Raw genomic sequence first — 6701 nt, forward strand, 5'->3', positions numbered from 1 at the left:
TGGCATAAACTAAATCTGCATTCTTCAATACAGACAAATGTTGCGATATCCCAGCTTTGCTCATGTCAAAATGGTCAGCAATTTCACCAGCAGTTAAATCTCCCTCCTTCAAAAGATCTAAGATTTTTCTTCTGTTTTCATCTGATAATGCTAGTGATGAGCGAATACTTTATGATAGTGCTTTTCATCAAATGCAAACTGGATAATAGCTTGCGCGGCCTCAGTCGCATATCCACTTCCCCAAAATTCCTCACCGATCCAATAGGCAATTTCACCGTGGTTAAACGCTAGGTTGCTAGATAATGCGATCGCTCCATACAATCCTCCTGATTCTTTATCGGTAATAGCAAATTCGAAGGATTTATTCGWCTCAAAGTTTTCAAGATGATGCCTAATCCATGACAATGCATCTTAGATAGAGTAGGGATAAGGGAGGTACAATGTATTTTGATRAATCTTACAGTTATTACAAAGCTTCGCAACATCTGCTGCGTCTGTTGTTTGAAACAGTCTAAGCACTAGTCTTTTGGTGAAAATCGTTTTATTCTGCTGATCATATAGCATTGAATTCTCTCCATTCGCATCAATTATTATGTTTATCCAATAAATTAGAAGTAGGTAACTATCTTCTATCGCTTATCAAGARTAAACGTTTCAGTATAATCATCCCATTCAACGGTCACCTCGACCTCAGTATGTTCAGAGACTTTAGCATTCGTAGGATTAGCTACACTACTATCACTGATCGTTCCGTGCTCTTCTAAATGAATACCACTCCTACCAAACCCGCCAACACTATCGACATAGTACGTAATTTCTCCAACAGAGTTCACATCCTCACCCTTATAGGTAAGTATGAGCTCCTGCGTTTCAAACTCATCACTCGTTTGCGTAACCTTTAGATCTGCTGACCAATGATCATCCTCCCCATAATAGGTATATGTGTCGGTAACACAAGCCGCTAAAAGTAGGACTATAACGATTAATAGCATTAGAAGCTTTTTATGCATGATAACTCCCCTTTAGTTAAGTAGCTTTTATATCAATTAAGATCGAATTCATTACACTTTCAATAAAATTTTCCCTTTATAATGACGACTTTCCATTAAGTTATGTGCCTCTTTTGCCGCACTTAATGGAAATACCTGTGCGATCGGTAGAGTTATTTGTTTTGTATTAAATAATTCTATTACTTTTTCTGCAACAGGTGCTAATCGTGCTGGATCGTGCTTTCTTGTTGTACCTAAACTAAACCCCTTGACCGTCCTACAGCTAGTATGAACGTCACTCGTTTTAAAAGCACCAGCTTTCCCATTACTATTACCAAATTGGACAAGAGTGCCATACAAGGCTAAGCAATCTAAGCTCAAGCTTGTGACCTCACCAGCAACTGAATCAAAGATGATATTGGCTCCTTTATTATTTGTTTGCTTTAACACTTCCTCTGTAAAGGTGTCGTAGGTATAGACACTATCAACCCCTAGCTCTCTTACATAATTGGCCTTATCAAGGTTACCTACCGTTCCGATAATCTTATGAACCCCTGTTAATTTAGCCAATTGTACAAGCATGGAACCTACCCCACCAGCAGCACTATGAATAACGATGGTATCTGAATGTTGAACTTGCCCAATTTCATGTAGAAGCATATACGATAAGATTGAGACAGTTGGCATCGCTGCAGCTTGTTCAAATGATAGGCTATCTGGGATCTTAAAGATTAAGCTTTCCTTTGCAAGAACATATTCTGCATATGAACCGTCTTGAGGAAAAGCGATCACCCTATCTCCGATTGAAAAAGGTGATTCAACACTCGTTTCAACAATGGTACCTGCTGCGTCTAATCCCACCATGAGCGGGAAATGCCCCTTTCCTTTATTCCCGTTTCGTTTTTTTATATCTGCATAATTCACACTCGTATATGCAACTTTAATTAAACATTCTCCATCCCTCATTTTTGGCCTTTCAACATCTGAATAGGTTAAGACATTTGCATCTCCAAATTCACTTTGGACTATCGCTTTCATCCTCATTCCCCTTTCAAACTATCCTTCTAAATCTTTCAACTTTCTAATTATACCAAATAATGGGTTTGGTAGGTTGTTTCAGATAGAACATGCTTTAAAAGGAGTTGCCTACAYGACAACTCCTTACCTGAACCTTATTAATGATCATTGATTCTAATACCGTTTGAACTTCATTTAAAAAACGTAACAAATAAATAGAAAAAAACCATTTACATTCTTTCAACACTATTCTCTTTTATATATRAAACGATTTCATCAAAGTGATAATGATGGTTCACAACATCGACTGTAAAATCAACGGCCTGCTGCTGCATCATCGTTAAATTGTATCCGTTTAACTTTAAGAAAGTCACTAAAGAGTGCAAGGCAGTACGTTTATTGGCATTATGAAAAGCATGATTTTGAGCCAGTGATTGAAAGAGAGCTGCCGCCTTTGTAAACGTCTCCGGATAAGCGTCGTCCCCAAAGGCAGACTGCTTTGGGCGGTTCACAGCAGATTCAAGCAGCGTCATATCTTTTATGCCAATTTGCTCTTTAGGTGAATACGTCTTTATCTGATAGACATTCAGTAAAGAAACCTCACGCTCAGATAAATAACGTGTCATATCAACGGTCCTTCAGCATTTTAAATGCTTCGTCGTATTCTTGCATACTTTCGCCTACCATCTCCAAAAATTCCGCGTCTATCCCCGCTGKGACCTCTTCTCTCTTCTTTCGTAAACGGATCTCATTTCCAACCACATCCACAATCAAATTGTCCCCAGCCTTGGCATCAATCGCCTTTAGTRCATCAGATAACGTAACCCCCAAACTGTTTCCAATCCTAGTTACCTTTCGCTGCATTTCCTTTGACATATATAGCCCACCTCCACCTATTTAGCTCTTATTTTAAACATATCGAATTATTATTATAACTGTTATAACAATTATAACACTAGCATACGAAAAAGAAATAGATAAATAACTTGAAAAGACTAAGATAGTTCAAAAATTGTACCTACCCTATTGAGTATGTTTCAATTAATCACTACATCATCACCCTGCTCCTCAAACGATATCCTCCCCATTCCTTCAATCGATACCTTAAAAGGGAAAAATCTTGCATTTTTATTTGAGAAGAACCAACGGCGGTCCTTTTTTACCGTAATAAACAAACCCGTTTCATCTCCAACAGGTGTTAACCCCTCACTATCATCTCTCCAGTTAGGTATACCGATGTGATTGAGCTTTCTTACAAATGGAATGACATCACGAACAACTACCCCTACTTCACTAATATTGAGAAAATCCTTAGATGAAAAGCGATGTGTCACACCATTTTTCAAGTTATGGCGGGCAATGAATTCAAGGATATTTCCTGATGGATCCTCGAAATAAATAGCGTGAGCATTCCAGCTTTTAAAGAACACTTCATCTGAGTCTTTCTCGATATTTAATTGAACTTTTGATTGAAGCCAAGCTTTTGTTTCATCGATTTTGTTTTCTGGTATATTGATTGCAAAGTGATAAAATGGGTCCTCTAGCTCATTTGTTTGCTGGTAAGTAAGAGTGGTCGCCCCAACTTGAACAGTAAACGCCTCTTTGTCTTCTTTCATAATAGGAAGCTCTAGTAGATTTGCATAGAAGCATCTCATCTCGTTTAGATTGTTCGTCCATAGTGAAACCTCAGTTATTTTCATTGTTAATCACCCTTTCATATCTATCATACAAGGAGACTTTATAATATCTCTTGTAATTTTTCAAAAAATTAGATCGGAATACAAAAAGAGACAGGAACGCATCCCTGTCTCTCCTTTATCTTAATTATGCATGGAAGTTCGTACCGTCAGTCGTCGGTTCAATGATACCTGCACGAATGACAAAGTCACCAAAATGTTCGCCTTCTTGACGTTCTTTTGCATAGCGAGGTAGCATCACACCAAGTTCACGTAAGATTTCTTCCTCGCCGATGTTTTCGCGGTACATTTTGCTTAGACGGCTACCATCAAAGGCTGCACCAAGATACATATTGTATTTGCCTGGAGCCTTGCCGATAAAACCAATTTCACCTAATGCATGGCGAGCACAGCCGTTTGGACAGCCGGTCATACGTATCGTGATCTCTTTGTCACGTAGTCCATTCTCATCAACAATTTCATCGATTTTATCAATTAAAGTTGGTAAGTAGCGTTCTGCTTCCRCCATCGCAAGGCCACATGTCGGAAGAGCTACACAGGCAATGGAACTGCGGCGTAGAGCGGAATATTGCTTACCATCTGTCAGACTGTATTGTTCGATCAGTTCGGTAATCTTTTTCTTTTTCTGACTCGATACATTCGCAATGATCAAGTTTTGATTTGCTGTAAGTCGGATATCACCCGTGTGGATTTTAGCAATCTCACGCACAGCAGTCATGAGCTTATAATCATCCGTATCTACCACACGGCCGCCTTCGACGAACATCGTAAAGTGCCATTTACCTTTAACACCCTTCACCCAACCGTAGCGATCGCCGTTACTATCAAAGTGATATTCTTTCGCTTCATCCAGSTTCCAGCCGAGACGATTTTCTAGTTCAGCTTTAACGGTTTCCAAGCCAAGACGATCAACCGTGTACTTGAAGCGGGCATTTTTACGTTCCGAGCGATTTCCGTAGTCACGTTGAATCGTAATCACTTTTTCTGCCACATCAAGAATTTGATCTGGTTTACAGAAACCGATGACTTTAGCAAGCTGTGGATACGTCTCTTTATCGCCATGAGACATCCCCATACCGCCACCAATGGCTACGTTAAATCCTAGAAGCTGGCCCTCTTTTACAATCGCAATAAATCCAAGATCCTGCGAATACACATCTATGTCATTCGACGGGGGTACAGCAATTCCAATCTTAAACTTACGTGGCAAATAAAGCGGACCATACATCGGTTCAACTTCATCAGTTGCTGGTGTCGAGGCTACTTGTTCTTCATCTAACCAAATCTCGTGATACGCTCTTGTACGTGGCAATAAATCATCACTTAGTTTTTTTCCMCACTCATACACTTCCGTATGGATATGTGATTCGTCTGGATTTGACACACTCATCACATTACGATTCACATCACCACATGCTGCAATCGTATCAAGCATAGAGGCATGGATTTCTTGAATCGTTTTCTTCATATTCCATTTTAAAATACCATGCATTTGGAACGTTTGACGTGTTGTCAGCTTTAACGTTCCGTTGCCATACTTTTGAGCAAGCTCATCCATAACAAGCCATTGAGCTGGTGTTGCTACCCCACCTGGCATACGAACGCGCAGCATGAATTGATACGCTGGTTCAAGCTTTTGCTTTTGGCGCTCATTACGAAGATCTCGGTCATCCTGCAAGTAGCTACCATGGTGTTTCATCAGGCGATTATCATCATCTGGAATGCCCGCACTAATTCGATCGAGCATGACTTCCTTTAATGTACCACGTAAAAAGTTACTACCACTCTTAATGCGCTCAACATCGCTGCTAGGGCCGTCTGGCGCTTTTAAAATTTGGTTACCCATGTTGTCTGTTCTCCTTCCAATCGAAAATCAATATACATCACGCTGATAACGTTTTTGCTGTTGCATGTCGGCAAGATATTGTTCCGCTTGTTCACGGCTCATACCGCCTTCTTGTTCAATAATATCGATAAGAGTCGTATGTACATCATGCGCCATATGCTTCTCATCTCCACAAATGTAAACGACCGCTCCCTCTTGAAGCCACTCAAACAATTCTTTACTCTGTTCGCGCATACGGTGCTGAACATATACTTTTTCATCTGTGTCACGTGAAAATGCAACATCCATTTTCGTCAGCACACCGTCTTTCAACCAATTTTGCCACTCAGTCTGGTAAAGGAAATCGGTCACGAAATGCTGGTCACCAAAGAATAACCATGACTTCCCTTCCACTCCTGCTTCTTCACGCTCTTGAATAAATGAACGGAATGGCGCAATTCCAGTCCCGGGTCCAACCATAATAATTGGCGTATCTGGGTTTTCTGGGAGCTTGAAGTTTTCATTATGTTGAATGTAAATCGGCAGCGTGTCACCTGGTTGTAGTCGCTCTGCACATAAAATAGAGCAAACTCCACTACGATCACGTCCATGAGTTTGATAGCGGACTGCACCGATTGTTAAGTGTACTTCATCAGGATTCGCCGATAAGCTGCTTGCAATGGAGTAAAGACGCCCTGGCATTTTACGCAGAATCGAGATAAATTCTTGCGCCGATACACCCCACGGACCAAATGAACGAACTAAATCTAGCAAATCGCGTCCCTCTATATACTCTTTTAATCTCGCTTCATTTCCAGCAGATAAAAGGTCTGTTAACTCCTTATTCCCTGAAAGCTTTGACGCCTGCTCTAGTAGCGGTTTTGTTAAGACAGTAATTTCAAAGTGAGAAGTGAGCGCTTCTTTAAGCGGTCGAACGTCTCCCTTTTTATTAACCGTCACAATTTCTTCTGGATCCCATTTCATTTCTTGAAGAAGCATGTTTACGAGAGTTGGATCATTTTCTGGATAGATTCCTAGACTGTCACCTGGTGCATATGTAAGTCCCGAACCTTCAAGCGATAATTCAAGATGACGCGTTTCTTTATCGGAGCCACGGCCATTCAAATTTAAATTTTCAAGCACCTCTGCTTTAAACGGATTGGTTCTTGAATA

General features: G+C 40.4%; 9 protein-coding genes. All 9 read right to left on the reverse strand.

The window, feature by feature from the left end; translation table 11 throughout:
• On the reverse strand, positions 1–166 hold a 166-nt coding region (locus AB685_RS24735), incomplete at its 3' end, for a metalloregulator ArsR/SmtB family transcription factor (RefSeq protein WP_047973254.1).
• The gene (locus AB685_RS32200) at positions 151–405 is read right to left on the reverse strand and encodes a GNAT family N-acetyltransferase (RefSeq protein WP_241773376.1); all 255 of its coding nucleotides are present in this window, start codon (positions 403–405) and stop codon (positions 151–153) included. The genes AB685_RS32200 and AB685_RS24735, both read right to left, overlap by 16 nt.
• A gap of 224 nt (positions 406–629) precedes the next feature.
• Entirely contained in the window at positions 630–1010 is a 381-nt protein-coding gene (locus tag AB685_RS24745) for a hypothetical protein (protein WP_047973248.1), read from the reverse strand.
• A gap of 51 nt (positions 1011–1061) precedes the next feature.
• Positions 1062–2027 carry a zinc-binding dehydrogenase gene (locus AB685_RS24750; RefSeq protein ID WP_047973249.1) on the reverse strand — a complete coding sequence of 322 codons (966 nt, stop codon included), beginning with the start codon at positions 2025–2027 and terminating at the stop codon, positions 1062–1064.
• A 209-nt stretch (positions 2028–2236) separates the two neighbouring features.
• Entirely contained in the window at positions 2237–2632 is a 396-nt protein-coding gene (locus AB685_RS24755; RefSeq protein WP_047973250.1) for a type II toxin-antitoxin system death-on-curing family toxin, read from the reverse strand.
• A 1-nt stretch (position 2633) separates the two neighbouring features.
• Positions 2634–2882: a hypothetical protein gene (locus tag AB685_RS24760; RefSeq protein ID WP_047973251.1), complete on the reverse strand. Its 249-nt coding sequence runs from the start codon at positions 2880–2882 to the stop codon at positions 2634–2636.
• Positions 2883–3043: 161 nt separating this feature from the next.
• Positions 3044–3706 (reverse strand): ring-cleavage extradiol dioxygenase, encoded by a 663-nt coding sequence (locus AB685_RS24765; RefSeq protein ID WP_047973252.1) that lies wholly within the window; start codon positions 3704–3706, stop codon positions 3044–3046.
• 124 nt (positions 3707–3830) lie between these two features.
• Positions 3831–5549 carry an assimilatory sulfite reductase (NADPH) hemoprotein subunit gene (gene cysI / locus AB685_RS24770; protein ID WP_047973253.1) on the reverse strand — a complete coding sequence of 573 codons (1719 nt, stop codon included), beginning with the start codon at positions 5547–5549 and terminating at the stop codon, positions 3831–3833.
• A gap of 27 nt (positions 5550–5576) precedes the next feature.
• The coding region (locus tag AB685_RS24775; protein WP_047973255.1) for a sulfite reductase subunit alpha at positions 5577–6701 on the reverse strand (1125 nt) is incomplete at its 5' end.

This window comes from Bacillus sp. LL01 (assembly GCF_001037965.1).

What these genes read in the sequence shown, in the direction of transcription:
- AB685_RS24750 (WP_047973249.1), bottom strand. Translation starts at nt 2,027, where the DNA reads ATGAAAGCGATAGTCCAAAGTGAATTTGGAGATGCAAATGTCTTAACC.
- AB685_RS24765 (WP_047973252.1), bottom strand. Translation starts at nt 3,706, where the DNA reads ATGAAAATAACTGAGGTTTCACTATGGACGAACAATCTAAACGAGATG.